This window comes from Pseudomonas cavernicola (assembly GCF_003596405.1).
In the GTDB taxonomy this organism is placed as follows: domain Bacteria; phylum Pseudomonadota; class Gammaproteobacteria; order Pseudomonadales; family Pseudomonadaceae; genus Aquipseudomonas; species Aquipseudomonas cavernicola.
In genome coordinates this window covers 2,578,542-2,592,020 of the sequence record NZ_QYUR01000002.1, presented here as the reverse complement: position 1 = coordinate 2,592,020, position 13,479 = coordinate 2,578,542, and the positions used below count along the sequence as shown (strand labels likewise).

At 59.0% G+C, this 13,479-nt stretch carries 16 protein-coding genes; 6 read left to right on the top strand and 10 right to left on the bottom strand.

From position 1 onward, the window contains the following. Positions 1–135: 135 nt before the first annotated feature. From D3879_RS12345 to D3879_RS12335, 3 genes are all read right to left on the bottom strand, one after another. Positions 136–639 (bottom strand): Hsp20/alpha crystallin family protein, encoded by a 504-nt coding sequence (locus D3879_RS12345; RefSeq protein ID WP_119954520.1) that lies wholly within the window; start codon positions 637–639, stop codon positions 136–138. A gap of 61 nt (positions 640–700) precedes the next feature. Continuing rightward, a complete protein-coding gene (locus D3879_RS12340; protein ID WP_119954519.1) occupies positions 701–1,078 on the bottom strand; it encodes an Hsp20/alpha crystallin family protein in 378 nt (125 codons plus the stop codon). A 29-nt stretch (positions 1,079–1,107) separates the two neighbouring features. Further along, on the bottom strand, positions 1,108–1,554 hold the full coding sequence (locus tag D3879_RS12335) for an Hsp20/alpha crystallin family protein (protein ID WP_119954518.1): 447 nt from the start codon (positions 1,552–1,554) through the stop codon (positions 1,108–1,110). Positions 1,555–1,897: 343 nt separating this feature from the next. On the opposite strand from D3879_RS12335, the gene D3879_RS12330 reads away from it, so the two are divergent. The 4 genes from D3879_RS12330 (at position 1,898) to D3879_RS12315 (ending at position 5,269) form a co-directional block, all read left to right on the top strand. Further along, positions 1,898–3,085, top strand: a complete 1,188-nt coding sequence (locus D3879_RS12330) for an MFS transporter (RefSeq protein ID WP_177412397.1) — start codon at positions 1,898–1,900, stop codon at positions 3,083–3,085. 320 nt (positions 3,086–3,405) lie between these two features. Next, the gene (locus D3879_RS12325; protein ID WP_119954517.1) at positions 3,406–3,687 is read left to right on the top strand and encodes a metal-sensing transcriptional repressor; all 282 of its coding nucleotides are present in this window, start codon (positions 3,406–3,408) and stop codon (positions 3,685–3,687) included. An 8-nt stretch (positions 3,688–3,695) separates the two neighbouring features. After that, positions 3,696–4,817, top strand: coding sequence for a nickel/cobalt efflux protein RcnA (locus D3879_RS12320; RefSeq protein ID WP_119954516.1), 1,122 nt, complete (start codon positions 3,696–3,698; stop codon positions 4,815–4,817). An 11-nt stretch (positions 4,818–4,828) separates the two neighbouring features. Then, the gene (locus D3879_RS12315; RefSeq protein WP_119954515.1) at positions 4,829–5,269 is read left to right on the top strand and encodes a YqaA family protein; all 441 of its coding nucleotides are present in this window, start codon (positions 4,829–4,831) and stop codon (positions 5,267–5,269) included. 400 nt (positions 5,270–5,669) lie between these two features. On the opposite strand, the gene D3879_RS12310 is transcribed toward D3879_RS12315, so the two are convergent. From D3879_RS12310 to D3879_RS12295, 4 genes are read right to left on the bottom strand one after another with little or no spacing between them, the layout of a single operon-like run. Next, a complete protein-coding gene (locus tag D3879_RS12310; protein ID WP_119954514.1) occupies positions 5,670–6,122 on the bottom strand; it encodes a chromate resistance protein ChrB domain-containing protein in 453 nt (150 codons plus the stop codon). Positions 6,123–6,142: 20 nt separating this feature from the next. Continuing rightward, a complete protein-coding gene (locus tag D3879_RS12305; RefSeq protein ID WP_119954513.1) occupies positions 6,143–6,463 on the bottom strand; it encodes a rhodanese-like domain-containing protein in 321 nt (106 codons plus the stop codon). A 10-nt stretch (positions 6,464–6,473) separates the two neighbouring features. Further along, a complete protein-coding gene (gene chrA, locus D3879_RS12300) occupies positions 6,474–7,838 on the bottom strand; it encodes a chromate efflux transporter (RefSeq protein ID WP_119954512.1) in 1,365 nt (454 codons plus the stop codon). Further along, the gene (locus D3879_RS12295) at positions 7,831–8,775 is read right to left on the bottom strand and encodes a chromate resistance protein ChrB domain-containing protein (RefSeq protein WP_119954511.1); all 945 of its coding nucleotides are present in this window, start codon (positions 8,773–8,775) and stop codon (positions 7,831–7,833) included. The genes chrA and D3879_RS12295 overlap by 8 nt, the downstream gene beginning before the upstream one ends. Positions 8,776–9,293: 518 nt before the next feature. Here D3879_RS12295 and pbpG point away from each other — a divergent pair. Further along, positions 9,294–10,232, top strand: coding sequence for a D-alanyl-D-alanine endopeptidase (pbpG, locus tag D3879_RS12290; protein WP_218567826.1), 939 nt, complete (start codon positions 9,294–9,296; stop codon positions 10,230–10,232). 29 nt (positions 10,233–10,261) lie between these two features. Here the strand turns inward: pbpG and D3879_RS12285 are convergent, their stop codons facing one another. Next, entirely contained in the window at positions 10,262–10,735 is a 474-nt protein-coding gene (locus D3879_RS12285) for an SRPBCC family protein (RefSeq protein WP_119954509.1), read from the bottom strand. Next, complete coding sequence (locus tag D3879_RS12280; RefSeq protein WP_238474228.1) at positions 10,735–11,859, bottom strand: saccharopine dehydrogenase family protein; 1,125 nt, start codon at positions 11,857–11,859, stop codon at positions 10,735–10,737. Before D3879_RS12280 ends, D3879_RS12285 begins: the two co-directional genes overlap by 1 nt. Positions 11,860–12,258: 399 nt before the next feature. Here D3879_RS12280 and D3879_RS12275 point away from each other — a divergent pair, with 399 nt between their 5' ends. Then, complete coding sequence (locus tag D3879_RS12275; RefSeq protein WP_119954508.1) at positions 12,259–12,471, top strand: DUF3820 family protein; 213 nt, start codon at positions 12,259–12,261, stop codon at positions 12,469–12,471. 43 nt (positions 12,472–12,514) lie between these two features. Here D3879_RS12275 and D3879_RS12270 read toward each other — a convergent pair whose 3' ends face one another. Then, positions 12,515–13,405 carry an RluA family pseudouridine synthase gene (locus D3879_RS12270; RefSeq protein WP_119954507.1) on the bottom strand — a complete coding sequence of 297 codons (891 nt, stop codon included), beginning with the start codon at positions 13,403–13,405 and terminating at the stop codon, positions 12,515–12,517. Between the last annotated feature and the right edge of the window lie 74 nt (positions 13,406–13,479).

Sequence of the window (13,479 nt, the reverse complement as noted above, 5' to 3'; positions counted from 1 at the left end):
CCCGCACGGTGCATTGAGTTTGGCGGCTGCTTACGCTCCGCTTTTTCTTCAGTGATCATCCGTATTGAATGTTCGGCGGGCTATTCCTCACTCCCGCTCCGGCTTTTGGTGAGACGCCGGCGGGGCTGCCCGGATCTAGCCGGGCCTGACCTCAATGCGCCGACCGCCGGCGTGTTCTGCCTTGGGCAGTTCGATGCGCAGTACGCCGTTGCGATAGTTTGCCGTGGCCTTTTCGGCAATCACCGGTATTGGCAGCGGAATGCTGCGATGGAAGCTGCCAAAGGCGCACTGACGGACCCGGTAGCGACCTGAACCGGACTCTTGCGCATAGCGCTTTTCGCCGCGCACGATCAGTACATCGCTGCGCACTTCGAGATCGAAGTCCTGCTTGTCCAGGCCGGGCGCTTCAAGGCGCACGACGAACTTGTCGTTGTCCTCGAACAGGTCACCGGCGAGCAGCGCCCAGCCCGCCGGGGGGAACTGCAACTCGGCAGGTGAAGGCGCGGATTCCGTCGCCTTGGCCGAAGGGGTAAAGCGGGTCAGCGCACCGTTGGTTCGATCGCGCAGATGCCGCCAGCCTTCGCTGAGCGAGTTCCAGGTTTCTTCCAGCCCGTGCTTCAACTCTGAAAGCTTGTTCATGGATTGGCCTCCCTAGACCGACTAACCGAGTTGCCTCCGCTGGCTCGGTCGGTCATTCAGTTCACGCCGTTTTCACTTTGATCTTCCGTGGTTGCGCGTGGGCATGCTTCGGAATGCGCAGCTTCAGCACGCCGTCGCGAAACTGGGCATCGATCCGCGTCGTATCCAACTCGGCGCTCAGACTGAAGGCCCGGCTATAGCGCGCTATCCGCACCTCGGCATAGATCGCCTCCATGTTTTCCGGCGTATCCGGGGCGATGTCACCCTCGATCTGCAGCGTGTCGCTTTCGACCCGCAATTCGAGTTTGTCCTTAGATACACCGGGCAGATCGGCGACGAGCAGGATGCCGTCGTTGTCCTCGTACACATCCACCCGCGGCAGCAGCGTTGCGGGGGCTTCCTTACGTTCGGTTCTGGTCACTGGGTGCTTGTCGTTCATAGCGGTTTCCTCCCGCAAGACGGATGCGCTTACTGGATCGCAATGCGCTTGGGTTGGGCCGATTTTTGTCGCCCCACCGTGATATGCAGCACCCCATCGCGGTAGTGCGCCTCGACCTTATCGGGATCGGCATCCTCAGGCAGGCTCACGGTGCGCTTGAAGCGGCCGGCAAAGCGTTCGTTGGCATAGACCGAGTGCATTTCGCTGTTCTCCGGGCTGGCACGCTCGCCGGAAATCGACAGCAAGCCGTGGTAGATCTGGACATCCAGTGTTGCCGGGTCAATACCCGGTGCGAAGGCATAGATTTCGATAGCCGTTGGCGTACTGCCGACGTTGATTGGCGGAAATGCGCCACTGGCAAGCGCACGAATACTGCCTGGCCGGCCCGCATTGCCAAACGCTTGTTGCAGCTCGCGCTGCATGCGTTCGAGCTCGTCGAACGGGCTGTCGGGAAAATTCAGAAGGGATTCGTACATCGCAAACCTCCTTTTGGCGAATTGATCATCGACTCGGTTGCGGTGCTCAAGACCGAGACCCCAAGTCGCGACATTAATAAACATGTTGCCGGGAAGGCCTGGGTTCAAGGTCCTGTTTAAGAACATCATCGAATGACTATATGCCCAAAAAACCTTAGGTCGGCGGGCCGGATGGCGGTGTGGGAAAGCCGTCACCCACCCAACCACTTCATCTAATGTCGCATTCAGGTCCAGGCTAAAGCTGGCTATTAATAGCGCCGAGTAAGCAGGCTAGGTGAGGGTCGCCCTATGCTAGCCTAGCTAGCGCGCGACCCGTCTGGGTCGGGCATTCGGGAACCCCGTGATGAATTCAACTGCAATTCCGTCCGTGCATTTGACGCGTGGCACCTCGGCTTATCGACGTGCCACTTTGGCACTGTTCTGCGCCGGCTTTGCCACCTTTGCTTTGCTCTATTGCGTGCAGCCGTTGTTACCGTTGCTGGCTGCGCATTTCGCGGTGTCGGCGGCCAGCAGCAGTCTGGCGTTGTCATTGACCACCTTGAGTTTGGCGCTTTGCCTGCTGGTGTCCGGCGCCTTGGCCGAGAGCTGGGGGCGTAAACCGGTGATGCTGGCTGCGCTCGGGTTGGCCTGCGTGTTCGGCGTGGGCAGTGCGCTGGTGGCGTCCTGGCACTGGCTGCTGGTGCTGCGCGCTCTGCTGGGCCTGGCCCTGAGTGGTTTGCCGGCCTTGGCCATGGCCTATGTTGGCGAGGAGTTCGCCCCGGAGTCCTTGCCGGCGGCGATGGGGCTGTACATCGGCGGCACCGCCTTGGGTGGTTTGCTCGGGCGCTTGCTGGCCGGTCTGTTGAGTGACCTCGGCGGCTGGCCGTTGGCCTTGGGCGGGATCGCCGGGTTGGGTTTTATCGCCCTGGGTCTATTTATTTGGTTGCTGCCGGCCTCGCGGCATTTCAAGGCGCAGCCGCTGTCCCTCGTCGGGCTGTTGGGTAATTTTGCCGAGCATTTGCGCAATCGGGAGCTGCGTGGGTTGTTCTTGCAGGCTTTCCTGTTGATGGGCGGTTTTGTGGCGTTGTTCAACTACGTTGGCTTTCGCCTGGCGGCGCCGCCGTTCAGCTTGTCTTCGACGGCGATCGGTTTGTTGTTCAGCGTCTATCTGGTCGGAATTTTCAGCGCCGGTTGGGCCGGGCGTTTGGTGTTACGTTTGGGCGCGCGGCGGGTCATGCAGGGCGGTATCGGCATCATGCTGTTCGGTGTGGCCTTGTGCGCCATGCCTTGGTTGAGTGCTGCGGTACTCGGCTTGGCTTTCTTCACCTTGGGCTTTTTCGCCGCCCATGCGGTGGCCAGCGGCCAGGTCGGCCAGCGCGCCAAAGGCGCCAAGGCCCAGGCTTCGGCGCTCTATCTCGGCGCGTATTACCTGGGCTCCAGTGTGGTCGGTTACGGCGCTGGTTATGTCTGGGAGCACGCGGGCTGGTTGCCGCTGCTGGCGGTGTTGGTGGCGCTCTTCCTGTTCGCCGGCTGGCGAGCGCGTACGCTTTAGACCGGGATGTTCTGCTGGGGCCAACTGCTCAGACGGGCCATCTGACCAGGGGGGGCTGCCTGTCCCTGATTGGGATTGCTCGGTTGGAGTAATCCATTGAGGGGCCGCCTACACCGCCAGCAGCGCGAAGGCATTCCCAGTCTGCGCCATCACCATGGCTAGAGCTGCGCAAATCGTCCCTTCGTTGTGATGGCTTTGCTGATCATTCCGAACTTCTGTAACGCCTGAGAGCCCCAGTTTTTGCTGTGGCTGTGGGCTTGATCGTATCCTCCCCGGGGGATAGGATATTGGCGCAAATCATTCGGCAAAAGGCCCAAGCCATGAGCGAACACGGTCACCTCCACCAGAGCCACGGTGCCATCATCAAGCGGCTCAAGCGAGCCGAGGGGCACCTGCGCAGCATCGTCACCATGATCGAGGATGGCCGTACCTGTGTGGACATCGCTCAGCAGCTGCATGCGGTGGAAAAGGCTATCTGCCAGGCCAAGCGCACGCTGATTCAGGATCATATCGATCACTGCCTGGAACACTCGGTCGGAGCCCTTGCCAGCGGTGAGCGCGCGCCCTTGGAAGAGTTCAAGCAAATCACCAAGTATCTGTAGGACGAGACATGTCGGGCTTCGCTGAACTTCTGCAACAGGGTGCATCGCACGCCTGGCTGTATTTCCCCAGCGCGATCTTGCTGGGTGCCTTACACGGCCTTGAGCCAGGACATTCGAAAACCATGATGGCGGCCTTCATCGTGGCCATTCGTGGCACGGTGAAACAGGCCATTCTGTTGGGTTTGGCGGCCACGGTTTCGCACACCGCAGTGGTCTGGCTGGTTGCTTTAGGTGGCATGTACCTTGGCCAGAATCTGGATGCTGAAACCACCGAGCCCTATTTTCAGCTCGCCTCCGGCGTGATCATCATCGCCATTGCCGTGTGGATGCTCTGGCGCACCTGGCGTGGCGAGCAAATGTGGCGCTTCGAGGAGGGTGGCGATCATCACCACGACCATCATGACGAGACCCATCGCATCGATACCGGGCACGGGCGCATCGAACTGTCGATATTCGAGGAGGGTGTACCGCCACGCTGGCGCATGAAGGTATTGAGTGGCCACAGCTGGCTGGCCGCTGAAGTGAGCCTGCTGACTGCCCGACCCGATGGGCTGACCCAGCAGTTCAGCTTCGCGGATCGCGGCAGTTATCTCGAGTCGGTGGATGAAATCCCCGAACCCCATGAGTTCACCACTCGCCTGAGCCTCGGGCATGCCGGTCACTCGCATGACTATGACCTGGACTTCCATGAGCACGAGCATGATCACCAGCATGCCGAACTGGAAGGTCTGGAGCTGTCGCTGGATGGTTATCAGGATGCCCATGAACGAGCGCATGCCAATGACATTCGCAAGCGTTTCAACAACCGCGACGTGACAACTGGGCAGATCATCCTATTCGGCCTGACTGGCGGCCTCATCCCTTGTCCTGCGGCCATCACCGTTCTGCTGCTGTGTCTGCAGGTGAAAGAAGTCGCACTAGGGTCTGTCCTCGTGCTGTGCTTCAGCATCGGATTAGCAATCACCTTGGTAACCGTTGGTGCGGCAGCTGCCTTGGGGGCACGGCAAGCTTCGAACCGCTGGCCCTGGTTCGGCACTGTGGCTCGCCGCGCCCCTTACCTTTCCAGTCTGCTGATCATCGGTGTGGGGATCTACGTCGGCATCCATGGCTGGATTGGTCTGAGCGCGTAGCGCTGCCGCCGATGTGGGATTTTTCCGGTTATTTCGGCCTGTTCCTGGCGGCATTCGGTGCCGCCACTTTGTTGCCCTTGCAGTCGGAAGCGGTATTGGTCGGGCTGCTACTCACTGACAACTATGCCGTCTGGGCGCTGCTGGCCGTTGCGACTACAGGCAATGTGCTGGGCTCGGCGGTGAACTGGCTGCTTGGCCGCTACATCGAGCACTTGCGCCATAGGCGCTGGTTCCCAGTCAGCGAAAGCAAGCTGGAGCAAGCCCAGCAGGCCTATCACCGCTATGGTCGCTGGTCGCTGCTGCTGAGCTGGGTGCCGATCATCGGAGACCCGCTCACCGTGATGGCTGGCGTCATGCGAGAGCCGTTCTGGAGCTTTCTGTTGATTGTGCTATTGGCCAAGGGCGCACGCTATCTGGTGCTCGCGTCACTCACCCTGGGGTGGGCAGGATGACTGCTGCCATTGCTCGTAGTCATTTGCTGAGCGGAGCAGCTGGGTTGCAGGTCTATCCCTTGCTGACTCTGGGTGCACCTGAATTCTGCCGCTGGCTTCTGCGCTAGTGGCCTGTACGGCTAGTTGGTTAACTCAAGTTCGGATGCCTGGAGCCCTGAGACAAGGCGCCGTGACGAGTCATAGCTGGGCTATGGCGAGGAGCGGCAACGCAGTATCGGGGCTTCAGGCGCCGAAATTGACTAATGGAACTAGCCACACAGGCCACTAGCAGTCACCTTCCAGGTGTGGCCGGTTCAGCGTTGGGAATCGCTGTTTTATCCCGGACACCCGATTGCCCTGCAAATGCATCGGATTGTGGCTGAGCTGCCCTAGCGCAAGGCTCCGATCGGCGTTGGCCACCTCACATCTGCGGTGGCCAGTTGTGCGTCTCGCCCTGGCAGTTCTTGCACCAGACATACAGCGCGTCATAGATCACCAAGCCGTGGCGGAGCATTTCGTGATCATTGGCGAAGGTATGCGACAGCCCCAACGAGATGGCGTACAGCCCCGCGGATTGCGGCGTGAGGTCGAGGCGGGAAGTGTCGGCGCCGCGCACAATCTTGGCCACCTGCTGCAAGGCCGGATCGTCCAGTTCGTACCTTTTCAGGAATGCATCGAAGCTGCACAGCTCTCCGTCATGGGAGAGCTCGACGCCAGGAATGTCGTACGGCGTCGCATTTTCCTCGCGGGCCATGCGTAGCACCTCGCTGCTGGGGACGTAGAGAAACTCCGGCTGCGGATCGATGAAGCGCGTAATCAGCCAAGGGCAGGCGATCCGATCAATCTTGGGCCGCTCACGGGTTATCCACTTCATGCAGCACCTCCTGCCTAGGTCTATAGGCTCTGGGTGGTCTGGCCGGCACTGCGCCAGCCAGCAAAACCGTCAATCAAGTAGCGTGCGTCGAGCCCCATGGCATACAGCGTGGCGGCAATCCCCTGGCTGATCTCGTGCCCTTGGGCGCAATACAGCATCACCGGCCTATCCCGTGGGATCTGATCCTTCCAGGTGAACACCGATTCCGGGTCGAGCCACTGCGCCCCAGGGATTTCCGCTGCGTCGGCTAGCCGCACACTCGCGCGACGCACATCCAGCAGGGTGAATAGCCGGCCTGTGGCTTGCCATTCCGCCAGTTCGCAAATAGAGATACGGCTCATCGCACACCTCTCAGTTCTGCAATAGATGCACTACCAATCCAATCAGGGCGCAGGCGAGCAGCACCTGGATCACGCCTCTTTTGAAGCGGAACAAGGCGATGGCGGCGGCCAGCGCGATCAGTGCCGAGGGCCAATCGAACCTGCCGCTGAATCCTTCTGGCCAGAGGACGTGATAGCCGAAAAACAACGCAAGGTTGAGGATCACCCCCACCACGGCGGCGGTAATACCGGTCAAAGGCGCGGTGAATCTCAGTTCGTTGTGGGTCGACTCCACCAGCGGGCCGCCGGCGAGGATGAACAGGAACGACGGCAGGAAGGTGAACCAGGTGACCAGGCTCGCCGCCACCGCGCCAGCCAGGAACGCCTGGTCGGCGCCGAACACCTGCTGCACATAGGCACCGATGAAGCCGACGAAGGCCACCACCATGATCAACGGCCCCGGTGTTGTTTCGCCCAGGGCCAGGCCGTCGATCATCTGTGTCGGCGTCAGCCAGCCGTAGTGACCGACAGCGCCCTGGTAGACATAGGGCAACACCGCATAAGCCCCACCAAAAGTCAGCAGCGCCGCCTTGGTGAAGAACCAGCCCATCTGCGTCAGCGTGCCCTCCCAGCCGTATAGCGCGGTCAGCAGGCCCATCGGCAGTAGCCACAGCAAGGAGCCAATCGCCGCCAACGAGACCAGGTGCGACCAACGGAAGCGCGCATGTTCGGGTGTAGGCGTGTCGTCATCGATCAGCGCCGGGCCGAAAGACTGCTTTGCCGCGCCGTGACCGCCGCCGACACTGAATTTCTCCGGCACCAGGCGCCCACCCAGATACCCGAGCAGGGCTGCTCCCAACACGATCAGCGGGAAGGGCGCGTTGAGCGCAAAGATGGCCACGAAGGAGGCCGCCGCAATCGCCCACAACAGATTGTTCTTCAGCGCCCGCGAGCCGATCCGATGGGCCGCCTGCACCACGATGGCGGTCACCGCCGGCTTGATGCCGTAGAACAACCCGGCTACCACCGGCAGGTCGCCGAAGGCGATGTAGACCCACGACAGCGCAATCAGGATGAACAGGGACGGCAGCACGAAAAGTACGCCGGCAATGACTCCACCCCAGGTGCGATGCATCAGCCAGCCGATGTAGGTGGCCAGCTGCTGCGCCTCTGGCCCCGGCAACAACATGCAGTAGTTCAGGGCGTGCAGAAACCGCCGCTCCGAGATCCAGCGCCGCCGCTCGACCAGCTCCTGGTGCATGATCGAGATCTGCCCGGCTGGGCCACCGAAACTGATGAAGCCGAGCTTCAGCCAGAACAAGAATGCCTGAAACAGGCTGACGGGCTCGGTGCGGGGGAGATCCGGCTCCACTGACGGCGCGGCGGTTTCACTCATCGGGGTTCTCTTCTTTCACGAACGCCGCCAGCAGCCCATCGAAGATGGCGCTCGCGGCAGTCAGCAGGTGGTCGTCATTGGGTATGGTTTCGCGCAGCCCAGCCAGCACTCGTTCAATGCCGGCGGCTTCCACCGGCTGGATACCGCCGACATCGAGGTAGTGCACCAGCGCCGCGATCCGGCTGAGACCTGGCTCATGCAGGTCGAAGCTTGCTTGAAGGGTTTCGAAAGTGACGCGATTGCCGACATGACTGAAGGTCGCGCTATCGAAGTCGAATCCGAGGGCGTCAGGCGGGCAGTCCAAGGGCGAGGTCAGCCAGAGGATGCGGGCAGCGGGGTCGATGAAACGCTGGATCAGCCAGGCACTGGCGAGGCGGTCGACCCACGGGCGCTTGCGGGTGGCCCAGACACGCCCTTGATAGTCGTTGCGACTCAGCATCGCTATCGGCTGGTCGTGGCTGCTCGGTTCATCCGCAGACAAGGCTCGACTGACGGCGGTCTCAAGCTCCTGCAATGCGATATCGAGTTGCTGCTTGGCCTCGCCGGGGAAGAAATCGATGCTCGCCAACTGGGCGAAAGATTTGCGCAGTTTGCGAATCTGTTTGGTGCTAGCCAGTGCATTCTCGGCGTTCAGTTGGCCACGGCATTCCTCAATCTCAACACGCAGCTTGGCGTATTCCTCGCTACGGTCGAACAGTTCGATGAAGCGCTCACCGTCAGGATCATTGATCGGCAGCAGATAGGCCGTGCCATTGATCGAAAGGATGTCGCGTTCGACGGCAACCAGGGCCTCACGGCACGCTTCGTTTTCCGGCAGCAGGTAGGCGCCATCACGCAGTACGGCGGCACCACTGGCTTTCAGTGCCCGCCAGGCTCGCATGCGGGCTGTGGCGTTTGCCGTCGGTAAGCCGATGATGAGAGATAGCCAATTTTTCATATAGAGATAACGACATAAATAGTAGCTGTCTCTACATTACTCCTAAGAAAGCCGATAAAAAAGCCCCATCGGAGGGGCTATGCAATGTGGGGAAAGCAGTTGCGGCTAGGGGGGGCTGACGGTGTGAAAGCTGCTGCGGGTCTCGCGCGCGATGCAGCGAACCAAGACGTCATTGAGCTATCACTGAGCGAGGAGTCTGCACGCAGTGGAGATTTTGCTCGGCCATACGACGCTTGAACGTACTGCCCGTCACCTTGGTATTGAAGTGGATGATGCGCTGGAAATGGCAGACTAGACTGAGGTGTGAACGCTTATGTCGGCGGCCTCCAAACGGTTGCTGTCCGGCAAGGAGCAGGCATTGCGGGTTGGCGCTCAGGATGCGCGGTACCTAGGAGGGAGGCCCGCGCGCGCTTTAGAAGAAGAGTCGACAGTGCGTAGCGCATGCTCATAAAATGTGCGGTTGCTGATAAACAGCCCGGTCTTTGCCGTTAAACCATTCAACCCAGTGAATAATGTTCGTGAAAATCCATCTTTCGATAGTCAGTCTGTTCTTTTTATATACCGGCGTTGTATTAGCGGCGAACACTGATGTTCGTGAGAACACTGTAGTTGTCCGGGCCCCGTCCAAGTTGGAACTCGCCTCAGGCAGTGCCATGGTAGTGGATCTGCAAACCGACGAAGTGCTTTTTGCCAGCAACCCGGATGTAATCGTACCCATCGCTTCAATCAGCAAATTGATGACGGCCATGGTGCTGTTGGACGCCAAGCAACCTCTCGATGAAACAATATCCGTTGCTATTAGCGACACTAAGGAGTTGAAAGGCGTTTTTTCCCGCGTGCGAGTCAACAGCAAACTTAGCCGCAAAGAAATGTTATTGATCACACTTATGTCATCGGAGAATCGAGCTGCGGCGAGCTTGGCGCACCATTATCCTGGCGGCCATGCTGCGTTTGTGGCGGCGATGAACGCTAAAGCCAAGTCACTCGGTATGAATAGCTCCCACTTTGTTGAGCCGACAGGCCTTTCCACCAACAATGTCTCCACCGCCAGAGACTTGACCAAACTATTGATTGCTACGAAACAATACCCATTGATCGGCGAGCTGAGCACCACTCCAGGTAAAACTGTTGCATTCCGTAAGCCTAATTACACACTTGGTTTTCGCAATACCAACCATTTGGTCTACAAGGCCAATTGGGATATTCAGCTGACCAAGACTGGTTTTACAGATGAGGCTGGCCATTGTTTGGTAATGCGCACTGTAATGGCGAACCGCCCAGTGACATTTGTTGTGCTGGATGCATTTGGGAAGTACACCCATTTTGCCGACGCCAATCGCCTGCGCAAGTGGATGGAAACCGGTAAAAGTAGCCCGGTTCCGGCAGTGGCTAAGAGCTACAAAAAACAAAAGAATCTGCAACTTCGCCAAACCGGAACGGCACAAGTGGCGGAGTAGTTATCGCTCGACTTTGGCTTTTAAGTAGGTCAGGTCGTAGTGAGTTGATGCTTCGCTTCCAGGTATCTGGCCATGGCAGCGAAGCGCCGTCGTGTTTCGATTTCAAACACCTTGATGGCGATTGAGTCGAGGAAGTAGCCCAGCCAACGTGGGCGCAGCCTGATATTGAATGTGTAGATCAGCTCAGATGTTCCATCGTTCAAATCACGATGACGCATCGAGGCCGCCCATAGTTCAAATAGACCAACAGGCTCCTGAATCACCGCTGCTGCGATCCGCGGAGGGTCGTAATTGACGAAACGCGTTCGCATCGCAAGATGGCGTTTCCAGCCACGGCCACGGTTCGTGGTAATGGCACCGACATAGGGGTGAGTACCACCACCTTCGACATAGGCAACGGATAGTAGCGTGTCCCATTCGAGTCTTTTTGCATGATTGTGAAATGCCTCGAAGGCTGCCTCAGCTGAGGCGGGCATCCTGAGTAAGAGGCGACGCTGAACCATTAGCTGGACTCCTCGATTTCTGTGGTAATCCCCCATCGGCGAAACGCTGGCTCGAACTCATCGAGTTCGAGCAGTCCTATGCAGGCAAAGGCGCCCGCCAGGTTCAACTCTCTTTTCACAAGCTTGCGGGTTACGAGCAATGCGGCCATGCAGGGAATTTCCGGGCCGTGCCTGTCGGGAGCGGTCAGATGCCAGGTACAGGCTCCCTGTGTACCATCGAGTCGAGTACCGGATAGCCTGACCATCATCCCGCCGCAATCACTTCCATAACGATCCAGAAAATGGTTTGCGATTGAATTGAGTTGGGACGCCCATCTTTCTATGGGCAGCGGTACACCCACCCTGCGCATGGCTGCTGCGAGCCAGAGAGCCAGGTGCTGGGCTCGCAGTTCAAGAGCGGCCCTGAACTCAACGGTTTTCACCGACGGGTAGCGAGCGGGAAAGAGCTCAAGATCCGGCACGTCGCACGCAGCGGACCAGCGTACACCTAGCCGAGAGAACCGAATGGCACGCATATCCTGCCATCCATGGGATGCGCTCCAGCGCCCGTTATATAGGCGTTGAAATGGTCTGCCGGCGTAACTGAACACTGCCTCGAGCGTAGCCGTACCTCTGGGTGCTTGTTGGCCTGGGGCAATAGCGATGCTGATTTCGTCGATACGCGAAAAACGCTTTGAAAGGCTATCGACTACTGCCGAAGAGAGACCTGGGACGCTGCTGGCGCCAGAGATGGCGCAGACTCCGGCGGCCTGGGCTTTATCATTTAGGTTACGAGCGAAATTGGAAACAAAGGTTCGCCCATCCGATATATCGACGTAATGAGCTCCTGCAGCACAGCTTGCTTCAGCGACTCGATAGTCTTGAGACTGAAATGGGCCGGCACAATGAATGACAATATCGGGGCTTAGCTTGATCAGTTGCTGTTCAAGGTCAGGAGAGTCGATATCAAGTCTTGCAGTGCTAACAGTCTGCCCTTGATCGAAGGTGTGTTTATCTGAAGTGGCGACACTTCTGCCTGCGGCTATTACTTCCAGGCCCACATCCAGCGAAAGACTTCGGCAGATGCGGGCACCAAAATTGCCGAGTCCACCCAATACTAGGACTCGCATCTTTGCGCTTGTCATTTTGCCTCTTGGGTCTCGTAGGAAATCAAGGAGCAGCCGGTCAGAATGGCAGCGAGCAAAAGAATGGTGATCGAACGCATATGGCTTCCCTGCTATATAAGAGTTACAGCTCTACCAGGATATGGCCCAGTGCATCGCCACTGGGGGCGCATATTACACATGACCTCCACACCAGACGAACGGCCCAAGCCATGTAGGGCGGGTGAAACCCGCGCTGCTGGACTCTGAATTATTACGCGGGTTACACCCGCCCTACATGACTAAACGGCGTATATCCGAACGCCGGTTTGGGGGGCAAGCTGCCCAAGCGTGTGCAAGCTTTGGCACAATGCGCGCGGTTCCCCTTTTGTTTAACGGCGAACTTCAAACGGCTCAAACCGCATCGAAGGCAAGGATACGATGAACCCTAAAGACCTCCTGCTCCTGGTTACCCGCGCCATGCCCTACGGCAAATATAAAGGTCGCTTGATTGCCGATTTGCCCGGTCATTATCTCAACTGGTTTGCCCGCGAAGGCTTTCCGAACGGCGAGATCGGTCGTCTCTTGGCACTGATGCAGGAGATCGACCATAACGGCCTGTCATCGCTGCTGGTTCCATTGCGACAGCGCTAAAGCGTCTGCGCCGAGGTTGGGGCGCCACTAAATATGCCTGCGCTCACCAACTCAAGCTGAGCTGGCTCTCGAAGTGGCGTTCTGCACCGCTCAGCGGATCGGCAAACGTCAGGCTCTGCGCCAACAGCTTTAGCGGTCGCGCGTAGTCATCGACAGCTTGCTCCGTCAGCTGTGGATAGAAGGGGTCATTGCAGATGCCCGCACCGAGCGCGGCCATGTGCAGGCGTAGCTGGTGCTTTTTCCCCGTGATCGGATACAAGGCATAACGCCAATATTCGCCTTGGCGTTCGCATACTTCGATCCGGGTTTCGCTGTTCGGCGTGCCGGCGACTTCCCGCATTAGAAAGAACGGCTCGCTGGCCGCCAGGCGGGTGCTGCGCACTTGGGGGAAATTCACGGCGGGCAGCGCCGGGGCAATAGCCTCGTAGCGTTTGCTGATCTGCCGTTGGAGAAACAACCCCTGATACCGGGAGCGACTTTTCGGGTTGCTCGAGAACAGGACTAGCCCGGCGGTCAGGCGGTCTATGCGGTGCAATGGCACCAGATTGGGGTTGTCGAACCGCCGGCTGAGTCGTGCCAGCAGAGTCTCTTCCACGTATTCGCCGGCAGGCGTGACCGGCAAGAAGTGCGGTTTGTCCGCCACCACCAGATGCTCGTCGGCATACAGCACGGATTCGACGAAAGGGATCACCACCTCATCAGCCACCTCGCGGAAATAGCGGATGCGCAGCCCCTCTTGATAGCGGTGCTGTGGGCCGATGGCCATACCCTGCATATCCAGCACGCGGCCACGCGCCATCCGCTCAAGCCAGGTCTCGCGGCTGATCGCTGTGAAGTGTCCGCACAGGCAATCCAGCACGGTGAGCCACGCGCCCGCCGGCAAGTGCAGGGTGCTTGCGCGACCGATAGCGGGAGAAGGGGGCTGAACGAGCATGGCGACACTCTGGTAGTTGCAGAAGGGCGCCTGCAACTGACTGGTTACAGGCGGGCGTGCAGTTACTCACACGC

Excerpts from the sequence above, each read along its gene's own strand:
- D3879_RS12345 (WP_119954520.1), bottom strand. The coding sequence starts at position 639 with ATGAACAAGCTTTCAGAGTTGAAGCACGGGCTGGAAGAAACCTGGAAC.
- D3879_RS12340 (WP_119954519.1), bottom strand. The coding sequence starts at position 1,078 with ATGAACGACAAGCACCCAGTGACCAGAACCGAACGTAAGGAAGCCCCC.
- D3879_RS12335 (WP_119954518.1), bottom strand. The coding sequence starts at position 1,554 with ATGTACGAATCCCTTCTGAATTTTCCCGACAGCCCGTTCGACGAGCTC.
- D3879_RS12330 (WP_177412397.1), top strand. The coding sequence starts at position 1,898 with ATGAATTCAACTGCAATTCCGTCCGTGCATTTGACGCGTGGCACCTCG.
- D3879_RS12325 (WP_119954517.1), top strand. The coding sequence starts at position 3,406 with ATGAGCGAACACGGTCACCTCCACCAGAGCCACGGTGCCATCATCAAG.
- D3879_RS12320 (WP_119954516.1), top strand. The coding sequence starts at position 3,696 with ATGTCGGGCTTCGCTGAACTTCTGCAACAGGGTGCATCGCACGCCTGG.
- D3879_RS12315 (WP_119954515.1), top strand. The coding sequence starts at position 4,829 with ATGTGGGATTTTTCCGGTTATTTCGGCCTGTTCCTGGCGGCATTCGGT.
- D3879_RS12310 (WP_119954514.1), bottom strand. The coding sequence starts at position 6,122 with ATGAAGTGGATAACCCGTGAGCGGCCCAAGATTGATCGGATCGCCTGC.
- D3879_RS12305 (WP_119954513.1), bottom strand. The coding sequence starts at position 6,463 with ATGAGCCGTATCTCTATTTGCGAACTGGCGGAATGGCAAGCCACAGGC.
- chrA (WP_119954512.1), bottom strand. The coding sequence starts at position 7,838 with ATGAGTGAAACCGCCGCGCCGTCAGTGGAGCCGGATCTCCCCCGCACC.
- D3879_RS12295 (WP_119954511.1), bottom strand. The coding sequence starts at position 8,775 with ATGAAAAATTGGCTATCTCTCATCATCGGCTTACCGACGGCAAACGCC.
- D3879_RS12285 (WP_119954509.1), bottom strand. The coding sequence starts at position 10,735 with ATGGTTCAGCGTCGCCTCTTACTCAGGATGCCCGCCTCAGCTGAGGCA.
- D3879_RS12280 (WP_238474228.1), bottom strand. The coding sequence starts at position 11,859 with ATGACAAGCGCAAAGATGCGAGTCCTAGTATTGGGTGGACTCGGCAAT.
- D3879_RS12275 (WP_119954508.1), top strand. The coding sequence starts at position 12,259 with ATGAACCCTAAAGACCTCCTGCTCCTGGTTACCCGCGCCATGCCCTAC.
- D3879_RS12270 (WP_119954507.1), bottom strand. The coding sequence starts at position 13,405 with ATGCTCGTTCAGCCCCCTTCTCCCGCTATCGGTCGCGCAAGCACCCTG.